This is a genomic window from Bacillus sp. AFS098217 (genome assembly GCF_002551815.1).
In the GTDB taxonomy this organism is placed as follows: domain Bacteria; phylum Bacillota; class Bacilli; order Bacillales; family Bacillaceae_G; genus Bacillus_A.
On record NZ_NVPR01000032.1, the window covers coordinates 178,324 to 202,994 of the forward strand.

30 protein-coding genes and 2 pseudogenes are annotated in these 24,671 nt (G+C 34.8%); 8 read left to right on the forward strand and 24 right to left on the reverse strand.

Translation table 11 applies throughout. From position 1 onward, the window contains the following. Positions 1-239 precede the first annotated feature (239 nt). Genes gcvPB through gcvT form a run of 3 tightly spaced genes read right to left on the reverse strand, consistent with a single transcriptional unit; the run spans position 240 to position 4,176 of the window. Positions 240-1,715: an aminomethyl-transferring glycine dehydrogenase subunit 2 gene (gene gcvPB, locus COO03_RS09150; RefSeq protein ID WP_097896870.1), complete on the reverse strand. Its 1,476-nt coding sequence runs from the start codon at positions 1,713-1,715 to the stop codon at positions 240-242. Then, positions 1,712-3,055 carry an aminomethyl-transferring glycine dehydrogenase subunit 1 gene (gene gcvPA, locus COO03_RS09155; RefSeq protein ID WP_097896871.1) on the reverse strand — a complete coding sequence of 448 codons (1,344 nt, stop codon included), beginning with the start codon at positions 3,053-3,055 and terminating at the stop codon, positions 1,712-1,714. The genes gcvPB and gcvPA overlap by 4 nt, the downstream gene beginning before the upstream one ends. Before the next feature lie 20 nt (positions 3,056-3,075). Continuing rightward, positions 3,076-4,176, reverse strand: a complete 1,101-nt coding sequence (gcvT, locus tag COO03_RS09160; protein WP_097896872.1) for a glycine cleavage system aminomethyltransferase GcvT — start codon at positions 4,174-4,176, stop codon at positions 3,076-3,078. A 348-nt stretch (positions 4,177-4,524) separates the two neighbouring features. On the opposite strand from gcvT, the gene COO03_RS09165 reads away from it, so the two are divergent. Together COO03_RS09165 and COO03_RS09170 are read left to right on the forward strand one after the other, a co-directional pair. Beyond that, positions 4,525-6,207 carry a DEAD/DEAH box helicase gene (locus tag COO03_RS09165; protein WP_097896873.1) on the forward strand — a complete coding sequence of 561 codons (1,683 nt, stop codon included), beginning with the start codon at positions 4,525-4,527 and terminating at the stop codon, positions 6,205-6,207. Continuing rightward, a complete protein-coding gene (locus COO03_RS09170) occupies positions 6,194-6,988 on the forward strand; it encodes a YqhG family protein (RefSeq protein WP_097896874.1) in 795 nt (264 codons plus the stop codon). The genes COO03_RS09165 and COO03_RS09170 overlap by 14 nt, the downstream gene beginning before the upstream one ends. Before the next feature lie 32 nt (positions 6,989-7,020). On the opposite strand, the gene COO03_RS26955 is transcribed toward COO03_RS09170, so the two are convergent. From COO03_RS26955 to COO03_RS09185, 3 genes and pseudogenes are all read right to left on the reverse strand, one after another. Further along, positions 7,021-7,167 (reverse strand): hypothetical protein, encoded by a 147-nt coding sequence (locus tag COO03_RS26955; protein WP_000064866.1) that lies wholly within the window; start codon positions 7,165-7,167, stop codon positions 7,021-7,023. Between the two features lie 91 nt (positions 7,168-7,258). After that, the gene (locus COO03_RS09180) at positions 7,259-7,486 is read right to left on the reverse strand and encodes a hypothetical protein (RefSeq protein WP_016116307.1); all 228 of its coding nucleotides are present in this window, start codon (positions 7,484-7,486) and stop codon (positions 7,259-7,261) included. A gap of 249 nt (positions 7,487-7,735) precedes the next feature. Continuing rightward, positions 7,736-7,900, reverse strand: a pseudogene (locus tag COO03_RS09185) (TlpA family protein disulfide reductase); the annotation flags it as partial. Between the two features lie 57 nt (positions 7,901-7,957). Between COO03_RS09185 and COO03_RS09190 the strand changes: the two are divergent. Next, a complete protein-coding gene (locus COO03_RS09190; RefSeq protein ID WP_097896876.1) occupies positions 7,958-8,590 on the forward strand; it encodes a VC0807 family protein in 633 nt (210 codons plus the stop codon). Between the two features lie 369 nt (positions 8,591-8,959). On the opposite strand, the gene COO03_RS09200 is transcribed toward COO03_RS09190, so the two are convergent. From COO03_RS09200 to comGA, 9 genes and pseudogenes are all read right to left on the reverse strand, one after another. Beyond that, complete coding sequence (locus COO03_RS09200; RefSeq protein WP_097896878.1) at positions 8,960-9,160, reverse strand: YqzE family protein; 201 nt, start codon at positions 9,158-9,160, stop codon at positions 8,960-8,962. Between the two features lie 38 nt (positions 9,161-9,198). Next, positions 9,199-9,696 (reverse strand): shikimate kinase, encoded by a 498-nt coding sequence (locus COO03_RS09205; protein ID WP_097896879.1) that lies wholly within the window; start codon positions 9,694-9,696, stop codon positions 9,199-9,201. Between the two features lie 152 nt (positions 9,697-9,848). After that, positions 9,849-10,223 (reverse strand): competence type IV pilus minor pilin ComGG, encoded by a 375-nt coding sequence (comGG, locus tag COO03_RS09210; RefSeq protein ID WP_097896880.1) that lies wholly within the window; start codon positions 10,221-10,223, stop codon positions 9,849-9,851. Next, the gene (comGF, locus tag COO03_RS09215) at positions 10,220-10,681 is read right to left on the reverse strand and encodes a competence type IV pilus minor pilin ComGF (protein ID WP_097896881.1); all 462 of its coding nucleotides are present in this window, start codon (positions 10,679-10,681) and stop codon (positions 10,220-10,222) included. The genes comGG and comGF overlap by 4 nt, the downstream gene beginning before the upstream one ends. Continuing rightward, positions 10,668-10,985, reverse strand: coding sequence for a competence type IV pilus minor pilin ComGE (gene comGE / locus COO03_RS27525; protein WP_230322439.1), 318 nt, complete (start codon positions 10,983-10,985; stop codon positions 10,668-10,670). Before comGE ends, comGF begins: the two co-directional genes overlap by 14 nt. Further along, positions 10,966-11,409 (reverse strand): annotated as a pseudogene (gene comGD, locus COO03_RS09225) (competence type IV pilus minor pilin ComGD); the annotation flags it as partial. The gene comGE and the pseudogene comGD, both read right to left, overlap by 20 nt. Then, positions 11,406-11,708 carry a competence type IV pilus major pilin ComGC gene (gene comGC / locus COO03_RS09230; RefSeq protein ID WP_097896884.1) on the reverse strand — a complete coding sequence of 101 codons (303 nt, stop codon included), beginning with the start codon at positions 11,706-11,708 and terminating at the stop codon, positions 11,406-11,408. The pseudogene comGD and the gene comGC, both read right to left, overlap by 4 nt. Positions 11,709-11,719: 11 nt before the next feature. Then, entirely contained in the window at positions 11,720-12,754 is a 1,035-nt protein-coding gene (comGB, locus tag COO03_RS09235) for a competence type IV pilus assembly protein ComGB (RefSeq protein ID WP_097896885.1), read from the reverse strand. After that, positions 12,747-13,790: a competence type IV pilus ATPase ComGA gene (gene comGA / locus COO03_RS09240; RefSeq protein WP_097896886.1), complete on the reverse strand. Its 1,044-nt coding sequence runs from the start codon at positions 13,788-13,790 to the stop codon at positions 12,747-12,749. Before comGA ends, comGB begins: the two co-directional genes overlap by 8 nt. Positions 13,791-13,995: 205 nt before the next feature. Between comGA and COO03_RS09245 the strand changes: the two genes are divergently transcribed. The 3 genes from COO03_RS09245 (at position 13,996) to COO03_RS09255 (ending at position 16,575) form a co-directional block, all read left to right on the forward strand. Continuing rightward, the gene (locus COO03_RS09245; protein WP_097896887.1) at positions 13,996-14,691 is read left to right on the forward strand and encodes a helix-turn-helix transcriptional regulator; all 696 of its coding nucleotides are present in this window, start codon (positions 13,996-13,998) and stop codon (positions 14,689-14,691) included. Between the two features lie 138 nt (positions 14,692-14,829). Beyond that, on the forward strand, positions 14,830-15,072 hold the full coding sequence (locus tag COO03_RS09250) for a DUF2626 domain-containing protein (RefSeq protein ID WP_097896888.1): 243 nt from the start codon (positions 14,830-14,832) through the stop codon (positions 15,070-15,072). An 87-nt stretch (positions 15,073-15,159) separates the two neighbouring features. Continuing rightward, on the forward strand, positions 15,160-16,575 hold the full coding sequence (locus tag COO03_RS09255) for an L-cystine transporter (protein ID WP_276308057.1): 1,416 nt from the start codon (positions 15,160-15,162) through the stop codon (positions 16,573-16,575). Between the two features lie 90 nt (positions 16,576-16,665). On the opposite strand, the gene COO03_RS09260 is transcribed toward COO03_RS09255, so the two are convergent. Beyond that, positions 16,666-17,553 carry a DMT family transporter gene (locus COO03_RS09260; RefSeq protein ID WP_097896890.1) on the reverse strand — a complete coding sequence of 296 codons (888 nt, stop codon included), beginning with the start codon at positions 17,551-17,553 and terminating at the stop codon, positions 16,666-16,668. A gap of 115 nt (positions 17,554-17,668) precedes the next feature. Further along, the gene (locus COO03_RS26960) at positions 17,669-17,809 is read right to left on the reverse strand and encodes a hypothetical protein (RefSeq protein ID WP_170958153.1); all 141 of its coding nucleotides are present in this window, start codon (positions 17,807-17,809) and stop codon (positions 17,669-17,671) included. A 418-nt stretch (positions 17,810-18,227) separates the two neighbouring features. Here COO03_RS26960 and COO03_RS09270 point away from each other — a divergent pair, with 418 nt between their 5' ends. Then, positions 18,228-19,910, forward strand: a complete 1,683-nt coding sequence (locus COO03_RS09270; protein ID WP_097896891.1) for a methyl-accepting chemotaxis protein — start codon at positions 18,228-18,230, stop codon at positions 19,908-19,910. Between the two features lie 65 nt (positions 19,911-19,975). On the opposite strand, the gene COO03_RS09275 is transcribed toward COO03_RS09270, so the two are convergent. Together COO03_RS09275 and COO03_RS09280 are read right to left on the reverse strand one after the other, a co-directional pair. Next, the gene (locus COO03_RS09275; protein ID WP_097896892.1) at positions 19,976-20,296 is read right to left on the reverse strand and encodes a hypothetical protein; all 321 of its coding nucleotides are present in this window, start codon (positions 20,294-20,296) and stop codon (positions 19,976-19,978) included. A gap of 178 nt (positions 20,297-20,474) precedes the next feature. After that, the gene (locus COO03_RS09280) at positions 20,475-20,690 is read right to left on the reverse strand and encodes a DUF3912 family protein (protein ID WP_141523178.1); all 216 of its coding nucleotides are present in this window, start codon (positions 20,688-20,690) and stop codon (positions 20,475-20,477) included. A gap of 251 nt (positions 20,691-20,941) precedes the next feature. Between COO03_RS09280 and COO03_RS09285 the strand changes: the two genes are divergently transcribed. Next, entirely contained in the window at positions 20,942-21,253 is a 312-nt protein-coding gene (locus tag COO03_RS09285; RefSeq protein WP_097896894.1) for a hypothetical protein, read from the forward strand. Positions 21,254-21,290: 37 nt separating this feature from the next. Here the strand turns inward: COO03_RS09285 and COO03_RS09290 are convergent, their stop codons facing one another. The 5 genes from COO03_RS09290 to COO03_RS09310 form a co-directional block, all read right to left on the reverse strand. After that, entirely contained in the window at positions 21,291-21,782 is a 492-nt protein-coding gene (locus COO03_RS09290) for a hypothetical protein (RefSeq protein WP_097896895.1), read from the reverse strand. A gap of 2 nt (positions 21,783-21,784) precedes the next feature. Then, entirely contained in the window at positions 21,785-22,762 is a 978-nt protein-coding gene (locus tag COO03_RS09295; RefSeq protein WP_097896896.1) for an HD domain-containing protein, read from the reverse strand. Further along, the gene (locus COO03_RS09300) at positions 22,762-23,139 is read right to left on the reverse strand and encodes a nucleoside 2-deoxyribosyltransferase (protein ID WP_097896897.1); all 378 of its coding nucleotides are present in this window, start codon (positions 23,137-23,139) and stop codon (positions 22,762-22,764) included. The genes COO03_RS09295 and COO03_RS09300 overlap by 1 nt, the downstream gene beginning before the upstream one ends. Positions 23,140-23,235: 96 nt before the next feature. Beyond that, positions 23,236-23,514, reverse strand: a complete 279-nt coding sequence (locus tag COO03_RS09305) for a DUF3966 domain-containing protein (RefSeq protein ID WP_097897061.1) — start codon at positions 23,512-23,514, stop codon at positions 23,236-23,238. A gap of 80 nt (positions 23,515-23,594) precedes the next feature. Next, positions 23,595-24,653, reverse strand: a complete 1,059-nt coding sequence (locus COO03_RS09310) for an undecaprenyldiphospho-muramoylpentapeptide beta-N-acetylglucosaminyltransferase (protein ID WP_097896898.1) — start codon at positions 24,651-24,653, stop codon at positions 23,595-23,597. Positions 24,654-24,671 lie beyond the last annotated feature (18 nt).

Here is a 24,671-nt window from a genome sequence, read left to right on the forward strand (position 1 = left end):
TCACATATACGTAAAAATGAGTTACTTCTGCCTCATTACACCCTCTTAATTTCAATAAAATTCTAACAAAAATACACAATTTTATCAAACCGACTTTTTCAACAAAAACGCCTAAGAAACTCCCTTTTTACTGCAATGTCACACAAAAAATATAAATTTTTAACATTATTTTCATAACTTCTGCACCATTTCTCCATAAAAAAAGAACCCGCTCATAGCGAGTTCTTTTTCCTCTTCAATCAAACTTGTACAGGAGCTGGCTTTTGATAACGTAAAACTGGTTTACGAGCAGCCATTGTTTCATCTAGACGTTTAATTACCGTCGTATGTGGTGCCTCTTGTACAACTTCTGGATTTTCTTCTGCTTCTTTTGCAATTTGAATCATCTTATCAATGAAACCGTCTAATGTTTCTTTTGACTCTGTTTCTGTTGGCTCAATCATGATACACTCTTCCACATTTAATGGGAAGTAAATTGTTGGTGGATGGTAGCCAAAATCAAGCAGGCGTTTTGCAATATCTAGTGTACGTACACCAAGTTTCTTTTGACGACGACCTGATAATACAAATTCATGCTTACAATGTCTATCAAATGGAAGATCATAGAACGGTGCTAATCTTCTCATCATATAGTTTGCATTTAATACAGCATATTCTGTTACTGCGCGCAGCCCATCTGGACCCATAGAACGAATATACGTATAAGCACGAACATTGATACCAAAGTTTCCATAGAATGGTTTCACGCGTCCAATTGCTTGTGGACGATCGTAGTTAAAGTGATAACCATTTTCTGTTTTCTCTAAAACTGGTTTTGGTAAAAATGGAATTAAATCAGCTTTCACACCTACTGGACCAGAACCTGGACCACCGCCGCCGTGCGGACCTGTAAATGTTTTATGAAGATTTAAATGTACAACGTCAAATCCCATATCTCCTGGGCGCGCTTGACTTAATACTGCATTTAAGTTTGCGCCATCATAATACAATTTACCACCTGCATTATGAACGATTTCCGCCATTTCTAAAATGTTTTCTTCAAATAAACCAAGTGTATTGGGATTTGTTAACATAAGTGCTGCTGTTTCTTCATTCACAACACGTTTTAAGTCTTCTAAGTCAACAAGACCATTTTCATTTGATTTTACCGTAATTGTTTCAAATCCTGCTACTGTTGCAGATGCTGGATTTGTTCCATGCGCAGAGTCAGGAACAATAACTTTTGTACGGTTATGGTCACCATTTGCTTCATGGTATGCACGGATTAACATTAATCCTGTCCATTCGCCATGTGCACCAGCAGCTGGTTGAAGTGTAACAGTATCCATACCTGTAATTTCGATTAAATGTTCTTGTAAATCGTACATTAATTCCATTGCACCTTGCACTGTCTTTTCATCTTGAAGTGGATGAATGTGTGCAAAGCCTGGGAAACGTGCCACGTTTTCATTGATCTTTGGATTGTACTTCATCGTACAAGATCCTAGTGGATAGAATCCAGAATCAACGCCGTGGTTACGATTTGAAAGCGCTGTGTAATGGCGCATAATATCGAGTTCAGACACTTCTGGAAGCTCTGCATCTTCAGTACGAATATAATCGCTCTCAAACACATCCTCTAACTTTACTTCTTCTACATCTAATTGGGGTAAGCTATATCCTACGCGTCCTTCTCTACTCATTTCAAAAATAAGTGCTTGGTCTTGGTTCTTCATTGGATAGCCCCCATTTCGTTTACAAGTGTGTCAATTTCTTCTTTTGTGCGAAGTTCTGTTACCGCTAAAAGCATATGATTTGTTAATTCTTTATAATCACGACCTAAGTCATAACCACCAATTATATTCTTTTGAATTAATGCATCATTTACTTCTTGTACTGGACGTTTGCAATCGACAACAAACTCATTGAAGAATGGTCCAGCAAATGTTACTTTGAAACCTTTTGCTTCAAATTGACGTTTTGCATATTGTGCTTTAGAAATGTTTTGACGTGCCATTTCTTTCACACCTTGTCTACCAAGTGCCGTCATTGCAACAGACGCTGCTAATGCATTTAATGCTTGGTTTGAACAAATGTTAGATGTCGCTTTATCACGACGAATGTGTTGTTCACGAGCTTGTAATGTTAAAACGAAGCCACGTTTACCATCTGAATCCACAGTTTGTCCAACAAGACGTCCTGGGATTTTACGCATAAATGCTTTCGTTGTTGCAAAATAACCGCAGTGTGGTCCACCAAACTGTGTTGGGATACCAAATGGTTGTGCATCACCAATTACAATATCAGCACCAAATTTACCTGGTGGTGTTAATGCACCTAATGATAACGGATTGGAAGAAACGATAAACAATGATTTTTGCTGATGAACGATTTTCTCAATATCAGCTAATTTCTCCACTTGTCCAAAGAAGTTTGGATATTGAACGATTACGCAAGCAACAGTATCATCTACTTCACTTTGTAATACATTTAAATCTGTTATACCGTCTTTATAATCAATTTCAACAACTTCAAGATGTTGACCTTTTGCATATGTTTCAAGCACTGCTCTTGATTCCGGATGAACTGCTTTAGAAACAAGAATTTTCTTTTTGCGAGTATGACCTGCTGCTAGCATTGCCGCCTCTGCTAACGCTGTACCTCCGTCATACATAGAGGAGTTTGCTACATCCATTCCTGTCAATTCACAAATCATTGTTTGGAATTCAAAGATTGCTTGTAATTCCCCTTGTGAAATTTCAGGTTGGTATGGTGTATAAGCTGTATAAAATTCTGAACGAGAAAGAACATGATCAACAATTACTGGCGCATAATGATCGTATACACCTGCTCCTAAGAATGAAGCATATTCTTTTAAATTTGCATTTTTACCAGCAAGCTCAGACAGTTCTTTTAAAAGTTCTGGTTCTGATTTCGCTTGTTTAATGTTTAATTCCCCTTTGAAACGAACACTTTCTGGAATATCAGAAAATAATTCATCGATCGTTTGAACGCCGATCGTTTGTAACATTTCTTTTTTGTCTTCTTCTGTCATTGGAAGATAACGATGCAACATGAAATCTACCCCTCTCCCCGTTACTTTGAACGTTTGTAAAATGGTGTTGGAACAACTACTGCTTTGACGCGTTTATTACGAATCTCAATTTCTACTTCTGTATCAACTGCTGCGTATTTTACATCAACTAATGCTAAACCAATACTTTTCTTTAACGTTGGAGATTGTGTACCACTTGTTACTTCCCCGATTTTTTCTTCTCCTACATATACAGGATAGTGTGTACGAGGAATACCGCGTTCAATTACTTCGATGCCGACTAATTTACGAGGTGCACCGTTTTCTTTGTATTCTTTTAATGTTTCTTTTCCAAAGAAATCTGCCTCTTTGTTTGTTTTTACAGCAAAACCGATTCCAGCTTCAATTGGTGTAATATCTTTCGATAGTTCTTGACCATAAAGTGGAAGTGTTGCTTCAAAACGAAGTGTATCACGCGCTCCTAAACCACATGGTTTTAAGCCGTCTTCTGCTCCAACTTCAAGAAGTTTCTCCCAAAGTTTCGTAGCATCTTCACTCTTGCAATAAATTTCAAACCCGTCTTCACCTGTGTAACCTGTACGAGATACAAGTGCAGGAATACCATCTACAAGAACATCGTTTTTAAATTTAAAGAACTTAATTTCTTTCAAATCTTCTGACACAACTTTTTGTAAAATGCCTTCTGCTTTTGGTCCTTGAATTGCAAGCTGTGCAATTTCACTAGAAACATTGACTACTTTCGTATCGCCAATAACATGACTTGCTAACCACTCGTAATCTTTTTCGATATTCGATGCATTGATTACTAATAAGTAGTCTTCTTCACCGCGTTTATAGATTAATAAATCATCTACTGTACCGCCATTTTCGTAACACATTGCTGTATATTGTGCGCCCCCTACCTTTAAGGTAGATACGTCATTTGTAACAACACGTTGTAAAAATGCTAAACTATCTGCACCCGTTACTTCTACTTCTCCCATATGAGATACATCAAACAGGCCTGCAGCTGTGCGAACAGCTTCATGTTCTTCTTTAATGCTTGAGAATTGAACTGGTAATTCCCAACCACCAAAATCGATTGTTTTTCCACCATACTTCGCGTATACATCAAATAGCGGTGTACGTTGTAATGTAATCATGTTCTTTCCCCCTTATGCTGTCTGTGACAAATCAATAAAAGTTGGCTTCCCGTATCTAAACATTTTTATTCTGAAAAGATAGGATATACGGAATCTCAATATATTTTTTTATGAAAGCGTAAATAAAAAAGTGCTTTCTTGGATAAAATACGAAAGATTCCACACATTTCACACCATTATCCTAACATTTTTCGATCTATTTCATCAATATTCTAGCATAAAAAATAATTTAGAATTTTTCATTCTCACACTTGCCAAAAAAACTTTACCTTAAAATGCTAGAAATGAAAGTTTTGGGTGAGGGATATACCAATAAGCATTTTCGTTTACAGAAGGGGGAAAGTTTCAATGAATGTCGATATTTCCGTAGATCGAACATGGCAAAATAATTTTTTAAAAAGAATTGATGAAGACGGCCCTTGGACAAATTGGGAACTATATGATTTAGCTTATAAAACAGAAAAATCATTACTTGTCCCTACATTTGATGGCTTACAAGCCCCGAAACATTTATCCCATTTCACACCGCTTCCTCATCAGTTAGAAGTAGCCCAAACTGTTATTGAACAAATGAATGGAAAAGCGATACTAGCAGATGAAGTTGGACTTGGAAAAACAATTGAAGCGGGCCTTATTTTAAAAGAATACATGGTGCGCGGTCTTGTGAAAAAAGTGCTTATACTCGTTCCAGCTTCCCTCGTTTCACAGTGGGCATATGAACTCAATACAAAGTTTTTTATTCCTGCTGTTGCCCAGAGAAAAAGCTACTCATGGGAACAAGCTGACGTCATTGTTTCATCCATTGATACAGCGAAGCGTTCTCCGCACCGTGATATCGTTTTAAACTTAGAATATGATCTCATCATTATTGATGAGGCACATAAACTCAAAAATAATAAAACAAAAAACTATGAATTTGCACAGCGTTTAAAAAAGAGGTTTTGTTTATTACTAACTGCAACACCTGTCCAAAACAAAATCGATGAAATCTTTAATCTTGTTTCCTTATTAAAACCAGGACATTTAGGAAATCAATCTAACTTCGAAGAATATTATGCTTCTAAAAATCGTTCAGCAGAGTCCGATGAGGATTTAAAAGCACTTATTAACAAAGTAATGGTAAGAAATCGGAGAAATGGTACAGGGATTGAGTGGCCTAAAAGGCATGTTCGAACCATATTTGTTGATTTTAATGAAGAAGAACGAGCTCTATACAACGCAATTGAACATTGGAAAGGACAAGACGCTTTTACCTCTGCCTTTTCATCCTTAACTTTAAAACGAGAAGTATGTAGTAGCCGGGAAGCTGTTTACTATTCACTCAAAAAACATGTAGAAAAAAGACAAAAAGAAAATGAAAATTACATACCAGATCCCTATATCGATGTTTTAATGGATAAAATTAATCATATTCCTTTTAATTCAAAAGCAAATCAAGCATTACAGCTTATAAAAGAAATTGATGATAAAGTCGTCATCTTTACAGAATACAGAGCTTCGCAAATGTATTTACAATGGTTTTTAAAACAACATGGCATTTCGTCTGTCCCGTTTCGCGGTGGATTTAAACGCGGAAAAAAAGATTGGATGAAAGAATTGTTCCAACAACATGCACAAGTATTAATTGCAACCGAAGCTGGCGGCGAAGGGATTAACTTACAATTTTGTAGTCATATGATTAACTATGATTTACCTTGGAATCCAATGCGTCTCGAACAACGAATTGGACGTATTCATCGCCTTGGACAAAAAAATGATGTTCACATTTATAACTTAGCAACAAAGCATACAGTAGAAGAACATATTTTGAAACTTCTGTATGAAAAAATCAATTTATTTGAGCGGGTCATCGGTGAGTTAGATGAAATTTTAACGCGAATCAATATGAAAAATATCGATGCGCATATTCAAGAGATTTTTGCAGGGTCAAAAAGTGAAGGCGAGATTCGGATTAAGATGGAAAATTTAACATCTATCATCGACTTTGCAAAGCGAAACGAAGCTGAGGTGCAAGGCTATGCAGCAACATGAAATTCATCATTACTTACAAAATTTTTTTGAAGCAAACGACTGCGAGATTTTGCGGCGTTCCCCGCATTTATTAGATGTACAGTTAACAATTGAAATGGATAAATTATTAATGAATCGCCCTTTTTATTGGCATTATCTTGAGAAAACTGGGGGCATACCAAACCCAATGCGCCTGACTCTCATTACAAATTCAGAGAGTGAGGAAGAGGAAGGTGAGCTGATTCACTACGGCTCTCCACGTTTGCATCAAATCTTTCAAACAACAAAAGAACTCGGCTCCTACATACGTTTATTTGAAGAAGTGCATCCAGGTGGCACAACTCATACACCACTTCACCCATGGCTTGGTATTAATATAAAAGTATGTTATCAATGCGATCGAAAGAAAGACATGCTTCATTCCATTGGGATTCATCTTATTTCTGGAACGATGATTACAAATTTTCATGAAACACTAGCGAAAATTCAACTCACGCCAAAAATACCAGACTTCAGTTTTACACTTACTCCAATTATTAAGCCACAAAGTGGATTGCAGCGAGTAGAAGATGCATTAAAAAATCTTATCGCAGCAGATGATCATACATGGGCTGAAGAAGCACGGGTACGCTGGAATCATGATTTAGCGCTTCTAAACCGATTTTACGAAGAAAGTGAAGAGCTTCCCGAAAGCTACGAAATAGAAAAGCAAGCACTACAAGAGCAATATGAACCTCGTATTACAATACAAATTATAAATGGTGGTCTCTTCTATGTTACGGCTAATCATTTTCTTTCATAAGAAAAGCCCCTTCATTTGAGAAGGAGCTTTTCTTATATTTTCCCATTATACTTTCTGCCATCATTGTGCTCTTGTTGCTGCTTTTCTGTCATACGCTTTTGATATTCTCGATCTTTTGCACTGACATGGTTTGCGTCTGTTGGAAGATTCTTTTTCGAACGTCCTACTCCATTACTCATTTCTTTCACCCCTTACGCTTTTCAAATTCATTCTTATTTTCAGCTAGGGGAGCAATCCTTATACAAAAATAAGAGAAGCTTTTCGCCCCTCTTATTCCTTCACATATTTCTGAAACATATCATGTAAGCCTTGATTTACGAGGTGCGAGATCTGTTCGTCAGATTTGTGCGGATAACGATCACGCAATCTGATAGATGCTTTCACCATTAAATTTTCTAGTACAGAACGGCCACCTTCTCCATAAATAATTTCAGCATATTCTACAAGTCTTCCGTCTTCTAATGTTGCTGGATTATGATTAAAGAAAAATTTACTCATGGTCTCCACCTCCCTTTTTTGATAACGTTTACATTTATATAAATTATCTATGTTATTTATTTCACAATATTGTATGCATGTATAGGTGATTAGTTTCATTATAAAACAACATGACAATAGGAATAACTTATGTTTTCGTCAATTTTGTGAACAATTTTCCAAAAATGAAAGCGTTTTAATTATTATATACTAAAAAAAATTACCACGCTAGGGGCAATCTTTTTTATTTTCATTCCACTAAGCGATCATTTACGCTTCATTCAGCACACGCTCAAGACGTTTGCGAAGCATTGGCATACCGCTTCCACCTGCTTGGAAATGATGAAGTTTACCTTCTTTATCAAATATATAGTAAGCAGAAACATATTTATTTTCAAAGGCATCTGTAATTACATGTTTACTATCAACTAAAATTGTACAATATTCAGAAATTCTATTGTAAAATATACCTATTACTTAAGGAGGATTACAATGAATCAAAACAAAAAAGCTATATTCGATATTGTCTTTTATCTCGTCTTCCCTTTTCTCATTTGGAAATTCGCAAAAACATATATTGATCCTTATTATGCAATGCTTATTTCCTCGGTACCGGGAATTCTTTATACACTTTACTGCTTTAAAAAAGAAAAGCAATTCCATGTGACAGGGTTCTTTATTCTCATTACCCTTATCGCAAACACGACAGTTGACTTACTATCTGGTTCTGCTGAGCGTATGCTTTGGAACGACGTATATTATCATATCGTTCTCGGATTAATTGTCATCTGCACGATCTTTATTAAAAAACCACTCATGTTATATTTCGCAGCCGATATCGCGGCACTGCAAGGACATGACCGAAATGAAAGCCGTGCTCTTTATCGTGATAAACGCATATATCCAGCCTTGCAATATTTAACATTATTTTTCGGTCTCCAGTTCATTGCAAAAAGCTTTTTAAAAATCTATTTTATTTCTGTTTTTGGAGTAGATGGATATGGCGAAATGAGAGCTATTATGACCGCAGTTGGTTGGGGCATTTCCATTTGTCTCGGGGTAGGATTTGTTTGGGTTAGTAATAAAATAAATCTGGTAACAGAAAAGGAAGAACCTGTACAATAAAGTGAAATTTCCATCAATCGGTCTTTTACAGACAGTTCATCTCCCGCTTAACTTCTTTAGAAAAGCGGAAGCGGCTTGCTCAGAATCGCAGGACGCCCACGCCAAGGGCAGAGAGACGCTTTTTGCCTCGTCCGAGGGGGCGAAACGACCGGAGATTCTAGCCGCTAGAGNNTGGACAATGCTTTCGCCAAATTTTGAGATGGAAGTATTATTAAGTTGCAGACAGTAGCAAAAATCCCCTTGTACAATACATGTACAAGGGGATTTTTATAGGTTGATCTGTCGAATCGATGACAAGTATACACTCATCGAAAAAATTGTACTATACCGCCTAGTATCATTACTAGCGGTAAATCATTCCAATTTGTATTAACTTGATTTTTTTCTTCTCTTCTTTACATTTTGGTAAAATAAAGCAGCGCTAAGTGGCATCATACCAAACCATCTGTTTAAAAATGGCGCTTTTTCAGCACGGCGCTGTGCTTTCTTCTGCTTGCGATCCTCTTTTGGAGCATCCATATATGATACAAATTGTTGCGTCACAAAACGCACATAATCATTAGTAGACATATTATCATCACCCCTACTTGATTAGTATGCCCACTTTTTTATTCATTAATCTTTCTCTCCAGTTCTTCCATAATCTCTTCTACACTCTTATTTGTTGTATCAATATGTATATCCGCTTCTTCATAATATGCACGGCGGTTTTCAAACTTCTTTACAAATGCTTCTATATTTTCTTTTTGAAATAAAGGACGTGTTGTATCTTCACGAAGGCGCTCTGCAATCACATATGGATCACAATATAAATACACAACTTTCCCATTCTCTTTCATCCACTGACGATTCTCTGCACGTTCAACGATGCCACCACCTGTTGTAATAATCATATTACTCGTTGATAACGAGCGCAGCATTTCACTTTCATATTGACGGAATGTATTTTCCCCTTCCTCTGCAAAAATATCGCGAATTAACTTCCCTTGCTTCTCTTCAATTTTTTGATCTGTATCTACAACAGCAATATCAAGTTCTTTACTTAATGCTTTTCCAATTGTTGTTTTTCCTGCCCCCATATAACCTGTTATGTAAATAGATTTCATTTTATTTCCTCTCTTCTATTAGATAGATCATGATTTATTATTTGTATTATAACGAAAGATGTTGTTTATTTTGTATATTTCTCGGCAAAATAAGAAAAAACGTTTTGCTCTGCAACTATGATGCAGAACAAAACGTAATGTAACCTATTACTTCATCGTCCTTCTGCCCAATTTACAATATTTTTACTTATTTTATTATACTGAAAGCTCACTTTATAAGATTGTTTTTGTTTCGTCACACATTGTAGTGAAACAAAAACAACTTCATTTTCAAATACATATTGCCCCCTTGCTTCTCCTTTTTCATATAGAAATGAAAATGTATCATTTTTGTCTTTTTGCTGTAAGTCTTTCTTAATATCTGAAACCGCCTGATCAGCAATTTCCTCAAGAAAAAATTTCTGTTCTGCTTCGATGTAAAATTTCTTATCGGATAGAAGCATATTCGTTTCATATATAAAGAATGAAAATAGTAAGAAAAGAAGAATCAATGTTCCTGGCATGGCGAAACCATCTTGTTTTCTCATATTGTCATCTCAATTACCGTATAACGCGTCGCTACACCATGATACATTTTACCGCTTATATCTTGCACATGGATGGATAACGTATAAGGCGTCAATTCATAAGAAATTGAACTTACCTTTTGTAATGCAATTTCCCTTCCTAACTTATTTACTTTTCTCACGACATTATGATCTAATCCTTCATACGTTACGACATCACCATTCCCTAGTTGAAACAGCAGAACATTTACTTCATTCTCCAGTAATACAACTTTCCCTCGTTGAACTTCACGAAATTCTAATTGTACTTGTTCCATGAACACATCCCATTCCCAGTAATTCAATTCCTTCGAATACGGCTTCTCAATAAATAAACTATGCAGACGTGGCACCAGAAGAAAGTAAAGAGAGAGGAACAATAAACATAAAATCATCTCTAATAATGTAAATCCTGCTTCTCGCTTTTTATTTTTTTGCATGACGACATTGCTCCATCCTTCTTTGTTTGACATCCCTCCAAGTTGTACAAACTTCTTCTCCTTTCCAATACGTGTAATACACGGTGCTATCTACCTTCTCTTCCTTTGAACGCATCTGCTCATTTTGATACATATATAATGCTGATTCCTTCTTCAGCAATAATTGCGCTTTATAACGGAGTTGTATATTTTTTCTTTCTTGCATAACGAGTAATGTTTGCGGAAGCAACAGTGACACTGCCATCATTAACAAACTTAACGCTACGAGCATTTCGAGCATGACCGATCCTTTTTGGCACTTCACGATACGTAAATCTCCCTCTACCAAGTTGAAATACAATTTCATAAGTATGCGTACGATAAGAAAGTAAAATTGTACCGCCTTGATTTATATTTCCTCTGGCGTTATAAGTCATTGGATTCGGAAAAGTGTTTAAATCAATCTTTATATCACTGTCGTACTCCCGAATGAGGAGGAGTTTTTCTGCTCCAGACTCTCCAATGCTATACAAATGTCTTTCCTTGAACCATCGTAATGTATAATGACTCTGGCGACTTATCGCTAACTGCTGCATATACAAAATATCTTGTGAAAATTGCTTTAGAAATTGCTCCACCTTTTGCTTTTCGTATAGCGGCGCAACATTAAAGTATGTGATCACACTTAATAAAGAAATGATAAATAAAACGAGAAGCATTTCTAATAATGTAAACCCATGTTGTTTCACGATTTACCAACGGATACCGCACCATCATCACTTGAAATATTAATCGGTTCACCTTTTGGACATGTTGCAGAGGTAATATATTTTTCTTTCACCAGATCATCTACTGTTGGTATTTTATTGTTTTGTAATTGATAAGCTTGTACTTGTGCTTCTACAGATTTCACGTACGCATCACACCCTTTTCCTTGTACAGCAGAACGCTGCTTAATAACGTTCGGAATAATTAATAGCAGCAACACCGAGATAACAACCATGACCAATAACATTTCTAAAAGAGTGAATCCTTTTTCATTCTTCATGCAAATGCCTCCTAAATAGAATTCATCATTTGAAACATCGGCATAATCATCGCTAAATACATAAGGACAACGATTATACCAATACATGTAAATAACAACGGTTGAATGATGACCAAAATACGGTTAATTTTCCCCTCCATCTTTTCAATTATCAATTCACTATAATCTCCAAGTTCTGTCGCTAAACTTCCGTTTATTTGTCCATGAGCGATTACATAAGACAGTTCGCTTTCATAGTAACCGCTCTTCATAATAATGAAATCTAATTGTTCTCCTGCAATTAATCGTTCTTCAATTCGAGCTGCTTCATGCTGAAAAAACAGATGATGTTTTTGTTCGACCATTAACTTCAAGGCTTCAAGTACCGACAATCCGCCTTGTAGTAATCCGCTCAATTGAACAGAAAAATAATGAGAATTGTTTAAGATGAGAAATGTTTTGACAAGAGGAATGCGAATTATAATATTTACTCTTTGAACGGGAGGAAGTTTTCGTAGATAAAATACGTATATACAGGCTCCACATATAATAACGAGAAAAAATCCGCTAATGATATACGGAAGCATTTGAATAAAAGACATAATCTGATCCGTAAAAGAAGCTGAGGACGCCTGTAAAGAGCTATATAACATTTCAAACTGTGGAAGTAAAACAAGGTTAAATACTGCAAGAATCCCTATTAAAAAAAGAGATAAAAAAATCGGATAACGGAGCACTTTCATCATATCCTTTTGATACTTATCCTTCCGATGAAGAAGTACACTCCCTTGCTGCAACGCAAACGAAATATCACCGTGCCGCTGCGCATAAAACAAATAGCTTAGTATATCCGGATGAAACATGAGTTGATGAAAAGCATCATGTAAACTCTTTCCATTTTTTAATTCTTCCGTAATATGTTGTAGTTGCAACCGCTTTTGAGGTGATAATTGAAATTGCAAAAATTCCAACGCTTGTAAAAGCGAATATCCTTTTTCTAATAGTTCTCCAAGTCTTTTTAATAGTAAAACTTGTTCATGTAATCGCCATCCTTTTCTCTCAAACATGAACGTCCTCTTCTAAAAAACCTAAAGCATAGCCTTTTTTCACTGACGATTGTAATGTTTCATAACGATAGGTTACCTGTTCTCCATTCGCCTCGCGAATAGCTTGTTTCAATTCATGTCCATATAATAGCTCATAAATGCTTGCTTGCCGTACTTGACGCATTGCTTTACATAAAGGCGAGCACTTCCCTTTACAAAATGGACATTTCAGCTCAACAAGCCGCTGAGCTGCTACAGCTAATAGCGACTGCTCAATTTCTTGCCTTGTAATCCCATAATCCATAAAACGTAATACAGCCCCTTTTGCATCATTCGTATGCAGTGTTGTCATCACTAAATGCCCCGTCAAACTTGCACGCACCGCTACTTTTGCCGTCTCTTCGTCACGAATTTCACCAACTAAAATAATGTCGGGGTCATGTCGTAAAATCGCTTTTAAACCTGTTGTATATGTGATACCTGCCTTTTCATTAATTTGAATTTGTAACAGACCATCCTTTCTTTTCTCAACCGGGTCCTCAAGTGTAACAATTCGGCGCGTTTGTCCTTTTTTAGCCACTTCTAAAAGAGCATACATCGTTGTTGTCTTTCCTGATCCAGTCGGTCCAGTGAAAACCAGTAATCCATGAGAATGATGTAAAAAAGAGAGTAATTTTTTTGCTGAACTTGGAAATAAAGAGAGGTGAGAAAGCGGTTGGATAGATGCTTGTAGATGTAAACGAATGACGAGACTTTCTAGATATACAGTAGGAAGTGTAGAAAGCCGCAAGTGCACCTCTTGGCCATCAATCTGTAAGTATAATGAACCGTTTTGTGGCTTACGCCTTTCCCCTATATCCATAGATGCTAAAAATTTAAAATGTGAAACAAGCCTTTCTCCAAATTCTTTTTCAATACAATGTTTCGTAATTAAATCCTTTCCAATACGTAATTGGATAACTACATCTTCTTGGCGCGGCACGATATGTAAATCTGATGCTTGCGCTGCGCACGCTTCTTTCATAATCATATTCGCAAAATGTTCAACACCGTTCATTCTTCTTCCCTCCTCACTATGTATATATCATGAGAAAATATAAAAGAAAAATGGTGACTTTATGATTTTCTCCACGAAAAAAGGGCAAAATACATTTGTGAAAATATGAACAATTTCTGAATTATTGACTAAAATTAACTATAGATAACTTTATCTGTATTATAATGTTAATATCTTGGATAAAGTGATAAAGGTGGAGATCATCATGGAACAAGCTTTAAAAATTACAGGTGTATTATCTGATCCAACTCGTTATTACATTTATAAATATATTTCTCAAAAACATAATTACGTAACTGTACAAGAAATTGCTGATGAATTTAATATTCATCCAAACGTAGCACGCTTACACTTATCAAAACTAGAAGATGTCAATATGTTAAAATCAGAAACGAAGAAAACAGGAAAAGGCGGCAGACCAAGCAGATTATATGTATTATCTGAAGACTTAATTCAGCTGCAATTCCCATTTCGCGACTATCAATTGTTAGCAAAAATTGCTTTTAATTCACTCCTTAGCCTCGGTGCAGCTGGTGAAAAAGCATTATATGAAACAGGCAAGCAATTTGGGAAAGAATTAATGGAACAACATATGCAGCGTTTAAATGTTACTGAGGCTTCATTAACACTAGAACAAAAAGTACAAATTGCCAAAGAGGCATTATCGACAGCTGGCCTATCTCCTTCATTTGAATTGAGTACGGATGGCACAAAAATTTTCTATGACGTGTATAACTGCCCATTTAGAGAAGTTGCTGTTCATCATGCAGATGAAGTTTGTAATATGCACGGCGATATGATGAGAGGGATTTTTGAAATCCTATTCCCTAACATGGAATTAACGCGAAGCGATAACTTATTAGATGGCTGTAAATCATGCAACTATAAAATTCAGCTATAACTGCTCTTACATGAAAATGTATCAAAAAGAAGTCAATTTCATTTGGCTTCTTTTCTTTTTATATAATATTTACAATAGTTAGAAAAATAAACTATAATGAAGAGAGATTTACTTTTTTTAGAAAAGGAGGGGAATTGCATGGAGCGCATGTTTCGCGTTCTCGGCTTTTGGACTGGAATTTTCTCGGTTATGTTTTACTTAGGAGATATGTACACAACTGCACTATTATTTTTAGGACAAACAGGATTCTTCGTACTTTTAAGTTATTTAAAATTAACAGAGCGTATGTATATATACGTGTTTGGGGCATATTTAACTGTTTTCTTCATCGGATTTACATACTATACAACATTTTTACTTATCCCTGGCGTCGGGCATTAAAAGGATGGCAATTTGCCATCTTTTTTTATTTTTCTCAATTCCCTAGTTGACTTATAGGTTTTCTTGAAATATATTTTATATAACATATTGGAATTAGGGGGAATTAACATGAATGTACTGCTAATCGGCATTAACGTTGCGGTCATGCTCATATTAGCCGGCGTATTGTACTATATGCAACGGAAGCATGTATCTTTTAATAAACGTGTATTTACTGCTTTAGGAGCTGGAATTACATTTGGTCTTATCTTACAATTTATCTATGATCCGACTTCTAAAGTCATCATTGAATCAAATAACTGGTTTAATTTAATCGGTAGTGGTTATGTGAAATTGCTACAAATGATTGTTATGCCACTGATTTTAGTTTCTATTATCTCAGCGTTTACAAAATTAAAATTAACAAAAAACCTTGGTAAAATTAGCGGACTTATTATCGGAATTTTAATTCTTACAACTGGAATTGCTGCAGCTGTTGGTATCGCAGCAAGCGCAGGATTTGACGTTCAAGCAACTGGCTTACAACAGGGTGATGCAGAATCTGCTCGTTTAAAATTAGTGGAAGAGAAATTTACTTCTATTGAAAAAACACCAGTTCCACAAAAATTATTAGAACTATTACCTACAAATCCGTTTCTTGATTTAACAGGTGCACGTCCAACATCAACAATTTCTGTCGTAATCTTTGCTGCTTTCATCGGGATCGCCTTTATCGGTGTGAAACGAAAGTATCCAGAGCAAGCAGAGTTATTTAAAAAGATGCTCGATGCTGTATACGCGATTGTAATGCGTATGGTAACGTTAATTTTACGTCTTACTCCATACGGCGTATTAGCTCTTATGACAAAAACAGTCGCTGGCAGTGATATAAATTCCATTTTGAAACTTGGTAACTTTGTTCTAGCATCTTACGTAGCACTTATCGTAATGTTTATTATTCATTTATTATTAATCGCTCTATCTGGTTTAAGCCCTATTCAATATTTGAAAAAGGTATTCCCAGTATTAACATTCGCCTTCACTTCTCGCTCTAGTGCAGGTACAATGCCACTAAATATTGAAGCACAAAAAGAAAAACTTGGTGTTTCAGAAGGAATCGCAAACTTTGCCGCTTCCTTCGGAGTATCTATCGGTCAAAATGGTTGTGCAGGTATTTATCCAGCTATGCTTGCAATGATGGTCGCTCCAACTGTAGGAATTGATCCATTACAACCACAATTTATTTTAACTTTAATCGCTGTTGTCGCTATTAGTTCATTCGGTGTTGCCGGCGTTGGTGGCGGTGCAACATTCGCGGCATTAATCGTACTTTCTACAATGAACTTACCAATCGGTATTGTCGCTCTTCTTATCTCTGTTGAGCCATTAATTGATATGGGGCGAACAGCTCTAAACGTAAGTGGTTCTATGACAGCAGGTCTTATTTCTAGTAAATGGCTTGGTGAATTAGATCATGATACGTATAATCAAAAGGATGTAAAAGCTGAGGAAGTTGCTTTGTAATAATACAACTTTGGATTTCTAAGTGAGAACTCTATTTTAAACACCCCCCTAACATGTTAGTTACATATGTTAGGAGGGTTGTTTTTTCATTTATTCTATATTTTTCTTGTAATTTAGTTTCAACAAACTCTTAAAATCGAGTTCTACAATTAATACACTTAATAATAGAAGTGTTGCACCTACGTAACCCTTAAATGTGAGCATTTCACCTGTGAAAAGGAAAGCAAAACCTGCTGAAAAAACAGGCTCTAATGAAAAAATAAGACCTGTATGTGTAGGACTAGTATATTGCTGCGCAATGATTTGAACAATGAAAGCTATTGCTGTACAAAATATACTTAATACTAAGATCGAAAACCATGATTCAAAAGTGTTAGGAAGTTTTGGTGTTTCCATACACATTGAGAAAACTGTACTAAATATGCCAACAAAACCAAGCTGTAAAACTCCAAGAGTAATTGAATCAACATGCTTAGTCATTGTTCCTGTAACGATGATATGAACTGCATAAAATAAAGCACATAAAATACATAATATATCACCATAACCTATCTTTAATTGGCTATTTAATGTTAATAGCCCTATTCCTACTATAGTTAAAACGATTCCCAATATAACTTTTTTCTCAGGCCTTTGCTTTAAAAATATAGATGATAATGCTGGAATAAAGATAACTGTAAGACTCATTAAGAAACCGGCATTAGAAACAGATGTATACTTTGTACCAAAAGTCGCAAAAATATAAACTATAAACAAAATAGAAGCTAATATAAAAGCGTATTTTACAGTTTTAAAATCAATTTTGATTAAATGCCTGTACAATACTATGCCTGATAATAGAAACGCAATAGTAAAACGCAATGAAATCAAATTATATTCTTGTACGGAATTGAGGCCAATTTTTGTAAGTAAAATCGATGCCCCCCAAAAAAATGTAATCATTAATAGCATTAAATCAGCTTTTAATTGCATCCTCATTTCTATTCCCTCGTTAGTCTTTCTTTTTTAAAATATGTTATAACTTCCCAAATCCACTTTATACCTAATTGAATCTATACATTCGTTTTGAGTACACTCTATTGCAAGCATTCCATTACTTCACATAACAAACTCGTTTCCTTTGCTCATAAAGATCTAATTCTGGAATTTGTTTCTCAGCTAAAAGAACTGCTTCTATTTTTGGATTTTGTTTATAGATTTCTGCCATATCTATTGCTTTTTGCATTAAGTTCATTTAAGTTCCTCCATGTTTGATTATTCATTTGAATATTTTATTGTAGTACTACCACAATGCTCCTATTTATAGATTACTGATGATTTATTACTATATCAATTTATTTTTCTTATATTTCCAAATATTCATAACCATCTTTTCTACCTTCTTTACTAATTGAACTACCCCTACCTAACATTCTAAGGAATGTTTGAAAAAACAAAAAAATATCGAGGATATTCTCGCTTAAAATGATAAATAAAAACATATCAAGTAAAGTAAGTATACGTTCCTTCAAAAAGTATTGACTTCAATATAAACTTTGTAATATACTCTGATACTGTTAATCTAAATATGCATATATACATATTTAAAAACCTATCTAATTTAACAATTTATCTACTTACCGGAAATAAAAATAAGATTGGCAGGAGAAAAAATGAGAAACATACGAAGCAAAATTTTAACCAGTTTTTTATTTGTAATTATTTTACTAATTGGCATATCAACATTTGGTTATTTTGGAATATCAAAATCAAATACAGAAATTCATACACTAGTCACCGAAGAATATAAACAAGTATCAAAAGCGAATGAATTGTCTGCCAATGTTGCAAATCGAGTCATACTTGCAAGAGGATATGTATTATACGGAGATACAAAATATAAAGATTTATTTCTAGAAGAAACAAAAGAATCAGAAAAATTAAAGGCGGAGTTACAAGATATCATGGGTAATACAGAAGCTTATAAAGCTGCTGTTCAAAAAACAATAAAGTGGGAAAACCTAATAACAGATCAAGTAATACCCGCATATACGAAAGGTGGATTTAATGAAGCGATTCCTTTAATGGAAAACTACTGTCAATTATGGTCTATGGATGCAATTAATGCATGGGATAAAATTAAAATAGATGCCGAACAAAAATTAAAAAATAAAGGTACGAAATTAATTGAAAATGGGGAAAGAGAACAAAAGATATTTGTTATTACGGCATTAATAATAACAATGATCGGAATTGCAATTGCTATTTTCATATCTAGAGCCATTACAATTCCAATTACTTTAGTCGTCAAACGGTTAAGTCAAATTGCAAAAAATGATTTAACCGGTGAATCTTTATCTATAAAAACTAAAGATGAACTTGAGGTACTAGCATGTTCAACAAATGAGGTAGCTGATAACCTTCAAAGTATTATTACAAAGTTATCTAATACAGAAAGTCAATTAAACATAACATCTCAAGAGTTGATTAAACAAAATCACCAATTAACTAAACATGCAGATGAAGTTACACACTCTATTAACATAGTTACTAAAGGATCTGAAACCCAATATAAAGAAGCACAAGAAACTGTAACATCCATGACAAATGTTTCAAGTGACATTCAAAGCATCTCAAAACTATCCAATATAGCATCTCAAAAAACAATTGGAGTCTGCAAGAGTGCAAATGAAGGAAATGCTATCATTCAACAAACAATGCTTCAAATGAATACAATCCATGACTCTATCAATCATACATCAGAAGTTATTTCGAAATTAGGACATCTTTCCGTGGAAATCAATACGATAGTTGAAGTAATAAATGGGATTGCAGATCAAACTAATTTATTAGCTTTAAATGCAGCAATTGAAGCTGCACGAGCTGGAGAGAATGGAAAAGGATTTGCTGTTGTTGCTGATGAAGTTAGAACGCTAGCTGAACAATCCAAAACATCTTCTAAACAAATCGTGAGTTTAATAAAAGAAATTCAAAACTGCACGCAATCAGCAATTCAAACAACTCATGTAACGAAAAATGATACAGAAACTGGCTTAGTTGTTGTAAATGCAGCAGGACAAGCTTTTGAAAAAATCAGTGTAGCTATTAATGAAATTACGTTGCAAATCCAAGAAGTATCCGTATACTCCCAACAAATTTCAATTAATACTGAAACCGTTTCCGCATCGATTAATCAATTATCAAATATAGCAAGTGATAACTATAATAAATCACAAAGCGTCAAAAAATCAGCTCAGCAGCAAATAGATGCTATGTCACATACTACAAATACAATTAACAAATTAAGCATAATGGCTGAAGAATTAAAGAATGTGCTGAAACATTTTACATTGTAAATTTAATAATCTACAAAAATGCCCTCTTAAAAATTATTGAAGGGCATTTTTATTTACATATAACATTAATCACCTAAAGCAAATGCTAAACGATTGGTATTTAAAGCTTCTACACATAAACCATATAGCCCTTCAGCAAATTCTATAACCTCTGACTCATCATAATCTCTAATTAATAATTCTGAGACTCTTTTCAACCGTTTCAACTTAAGCACATTAAATTGTTTATCTCTATACGGATCCAAATCAATTAATATGTTTAAATCATATCGAGTCCCTTGCGCTTGTTTCCAAAGGCATTCATGCACTTCATCTTCTAAATAAACTCCATACTTTTCCTGATAAATTTCATCTTGATTATTCGCTACATAAAACGTTACTGCCATCTTTTATACCTGACTAAATTAAGTACATATCTTTATTTTCATTACAACTCCTCATCCGGCAACTGCAAAAATTCTTCTAACTACTCCTTTAACATACAAAAAGAGAATACAATATCGTATTCTCTCATTCTTATCTTTCTTTAAAGCATATTCTTTATTATCTCACAGCCCGTCCCTTTTACAAATAACCATTCTGCTCACACCATTCATGAAATTGTCTTACATCTACTCCAACTAGAACGATATCTTTTAGTTCTACATCAATCGCTTGATCGTCAATGACAATAATAAAATTAGGTCCTGACTGTTTTTCCTTTTTCTTTATAATTCCAATTCGATTTCGATATGGCCCATCTTTTACATATGCTTTTTGTCCTGTAATATCAAAATTCAAGATTCTCACCTCTTTTACTGCGCTCAACTTTGAAATACTACCTCCTCATCGGAAAGTTTCCTTTCATGGCACTATTTCTGTATATATATGATGAAACAGTAAAAGAGTCCTTCCTTTATTACAATTATTTTTTCTTTGTTTCATTTTGATAAATTATACGTAAAGATTAGAGGGAAATGCATTTGGAAACGCTTTCTTAAACTTATTTCATGTTATAATGAAAAAGCATAACTTCGTAAAGAGGGAGAAAAATGGATATAACAATTATTACAAAAGTAATCGAAGCATTAAAATCATACGAATTTCAAGATGTAACATACTGCGAAGAAACAAAACAATTCTTATTTCATAATCAAACTGATATCATGAGCGGCTATGCAGAAATCACATATAATAGTCAATTTGAAAAGTTTAACGTGCAAATTCATCCGATTGAAACGCACCATCAAGCAGAGTTACAAGAAGTTGAAAAACACATTCAATCTTGTATACGAAAAGTTGAGTATTTGAATGCACTTCTTACAGGACAAAAGAAATTAACTGACAAAATTATTATTATGTAAAAAAGAACGTGATCATTTCACGTTCTTTTCATTTTCACTACTGTATATTCATCTTCTCTTTCAGTTGTAAGCCCGTCACAGACTCTAATAGATCCATTGCTTCTCCAATTGTCATATCAAAAATTGTCTTATCTTCTATATATGGGAACTGTCTAAAACGTTTTTCGAGTATTTTTACAGAATCCGATGTAAATGCTGCACTATCTATACCGAATTCTGTTTCAAGAAGAACGATCCAATCTAAAATATGAAATCCTAAGCCATTTACAAATGAAATGAGCTTTTCTTCAGGTTGCGAAGATAAAAATACGTGGCGCTCCATTTCAGCAAAAAGTTCTTCTCCTAAAATTTCTGCTAGTTCCTCATCATGTTCACGATTTACAATTTCGTCATATCCGTAATCGTCTGCAAGCTCCTCTACTTCTTCTCCGTCCATACAAAGTAACTGACTGCGAAGAGCACCCTTTTTGAATTCACTTTTCTGTACAACTTCTAAGAAACTTGTTTCCCATCCTTGTTCTAATTTCATATTTATAACTCCTTTATTTTTAAATATATCTTTTGCTTACTTTTCTCTTTCGCTGTTTGATTACATAACCTTACATGTCCAGATAAATTAGACGCCTTATATATTTTACCATTCACATAGACAGGTGGATCAATTAAGCGTTCCTTCCCACCTAAATAACAAATATCATAATCTTGATCATTCTCTTCTACTATTACATTTGGATGTAAAGTAGCCAATACACTCGTTATCTCTTCGTCACGACAACATTTCAATTTTTGAAGTAATGTCTCATCATCACACAAGAAATCTTCAATATGTATCACATGTTTTTCTAACGAAAGTTGCAAAACTTTTGTTAATACATGATAACTATATGAGCCTAATGGATGTAGAAAGAAATCAATTGTTTCTTTATAATACACCTCTGTAAACCATTCTGCAGCTTCAATAGAACTTAAACAAATAAATTGTTCATGAACCATTAATTGATCTAAAAACGTAACAACCTCTTGTTTTGAAATCATTCCATATGTATATAGATCGCGAAGTGTATAATCTATTCGATCCGCACATAGAGCTGGTAGTGGTTGTTCCAACAGCATCCATTGTTCCCAGTTTTGAAGTATTTTAGAATCATACCCATACTTTTTCAAAATGAGCGGAATATCCGAGTTTTCAATGACCGTATCAAAAATATGTTCATGATAGTCTTCTTCTTTTTTCTGTAATACACGATCTACAACGTGCGAAAAAGCAGTGTGTGATACATCGTGAAGTAGTGCCACAATTTGTTCTGCTTCACTTCCGCCTAGCATTTTTACAAGAAGCATAACACCGATTGAATGTTCAAAGCGGGTTACATTCCACTTTGGATTTACTAAAAAACTTGCGCCAACTTGATGAACCTTTTTCAATCTTTGCATAGCTTCTGTTTGCACAAGTTCTTCTAATATACCATCTATTTCAAAATCACCGTATATCGGATCGTGAATCTGCATTATACATCACCCTTACTTATGACATAAGATACAAACTCTTCTACTTCTCCCTGAAAAATATCTACTTCTGGTAAATAATAAAACGTTGTTTGAAGTGGATTGTTTTTATGATACATATAGACTTCTTTCTCTAGTGCAATCGCCATACCAAGCTCCGTATGACTTCCATTTCCTCCATCTAGTAAAAGCAGAAAAACATCAGCTTCTTGGATCGCCTGCTTTTCTGCTTGACCAATCTTTTGTAATTGTTCTTTATTTGTTGCTCTTTCATTTTGAGTCCAATCATATGTATGATGCCATCCTATTTCTTTCAGTTTACTCACTACAAATTGAACAAGGTGTTTATTTTGAAAACCTGATGCAATATAGAACTTCATATGAATTAGCTCCTTACTTATAAAGACTGAAGGGAAACTCCTTTTAGCGTTACAGATAATACTCAACAAGGATTTTGCCCAAAAAAATCCCCATCTTTAGAACTTATTTGCGTTTAAATGATGGGGCGTTTGATGATCCTCTTTTATTTTTTGTTTTTTATCACTTTCATCGGTTAACATGTCTAACTCTGCTGTTATTTCCGATTTTTGCAAGTTTCGTTCCTGTGAAAATTTTCTTGAAATGTAAACAATAATACTACCAACGTACAAAACAAAACATATAATAAGAGCTATATTTTCATAGAGACTCAGCTCCAACACAGTCACTCCTAATCCATCCGTATTTTTACACTCAAAGAAATGGAATTCCCCTATTAAATCTCTGTTATTGTAACATAAATATAGCAATTCTTCGAACCTTTCATTCTACTAAAAAAGACATGATTTTTTAGAAATCATGCCTCCTTAATATATTTCATAATGGTCTGTACTGCTTCTTTACCATTATATTTCTTTAATTCTTTTTTATACTTCGCACAATTATGATTTAGCTCTTCGATATGCTCCATAAGGGATGGCACTGATATATCTTCTTCATATAAAACCGCCGCATACCCTTGTCTTTCAAACGATTGTGCATTTAAAATTTGATCTCCTCGGCTTGAAGCTTTTGGTAATGGAATTAAAATCATCGGCTTTTGCAATGTTAAAAATTCGAAAATAGCATTGGATCCAGCGCGTGAGATGACAAAATCTGTCGCCCCTAATACATCTGGTAATTCTCCGTGCACATATTCAAATTGCCTATATCCTTCTGCAGTTTGTAACTTCTTATCTAGATTTCCTTTTCCACATAGATGAACAACTTGATAATTTTTAAGGAGCTGTGGCAATGCTTCTCGTACTGTTTCATTGATCTTCTTTGCCCCTAGACTTCCTCCCATAACCGTGATTACCGGCTTTCGAGAATGAAAGCCAAGAAAACGCAACCCTTTTTCACGACTTCCACGTAGCACTTCTTCTCGTACAGGCGATCCTGTATACACTACCTTGTCTTTTGGCAGGTGCTGCGCAGCTTCTTCAAACGTAACAAATATTTTCGACGCAAAACGGAGTGCGATTTTATTCGCTAGTCCTGGTGTCATATCCGATTCATGCAACAAGACTGGAACACGGTTTAGCCATCCACCAATTACCACCGGTACAGATACAAAACCACCTTTTGAAAAAATAACATCAGGTTTTAGTTTTCGTATTTGCACATATGCATCCATTACACCTTTCATAACAAGAAAAGGATCTTTTATATTTTTTAAGTCAAAATAACGGCGTAACTTTCCGCTCGCTATACCATAATACGAAATTCCTTCGTTCTCAATAATCGTTTTTTCAATCCCTTGATGAGAACCAATATAAGAAATATCCCAGCCCTTTTCTTGCAAATGTGGAATAATTGCTAAATTGGGTGTCACATGCCCAGCCGAACCACCGCCTGTAAAAATTATTCTTTTCATACTCCTCCCCCTTCTACA